Here is a 397-nt window from a genome sequence, read left to right as displayed (position 1 = left end):
GGTACTCGGTCATCTGGCCGAGGGCATCGAATTCGGCGAGCAGGTTGCCCTTGTCGTCGTAGCGCGCTCGCCAGGTGCTGCCATCCGGGTAGCTGACCTGGGTCACCAGCGTGGTCAGGTGGTGATATTCGTACTGGGTCTTGCGGCCCAGCGGATCGGTCTCTTCGAGCAAGCGGGAGAATTCGTCGTACTTGAATTGCAGGCGGTTACCGTCCGGCAAGGTCAGGCCGACCATATTGCCGTGTTCGTCCAGCTCGATGGCGTAACGCTCGCCGCCATAATCGCGGCTGGCGACCACGCGGTGGTCGGCGTTGTACTGCACTTCCAGCTCGCGGCCGAGCACGTCGGTGGCCCAGCTGGTACGACTATCGAGGTCGTAGCGGAAGTGGTAGTGCTC

General features: G+C 62.7%; 1 protein-coding gene. It reads right to left on the bottom strand.

Annotation, left to right across the window (positions count from 1 at the left end):
• Window positions 1–397, bottom strand: a 397-nt coding sequence (locus ACF8Q6_RS14220) for a hypothetical protein (protein WP_392498983.1), incomplete at both ends; no start/stop codon positions are given.

The organism is Pseudomonas sp. GLN_2 (genome assembly GCF_043106005.1).
Classification (GTDB): Bacteria; Pseudomonadota; Gammaproteobacteria; order Pseudomonadales; family Pseudomonadaceae; genus Aquipseudomonas; species Aquipseudomonas alloputida.
Note: the sequence above shows the minus strand (reverse complement) of the source record. Positions and strands in the feature narration are given on the sequence as shown.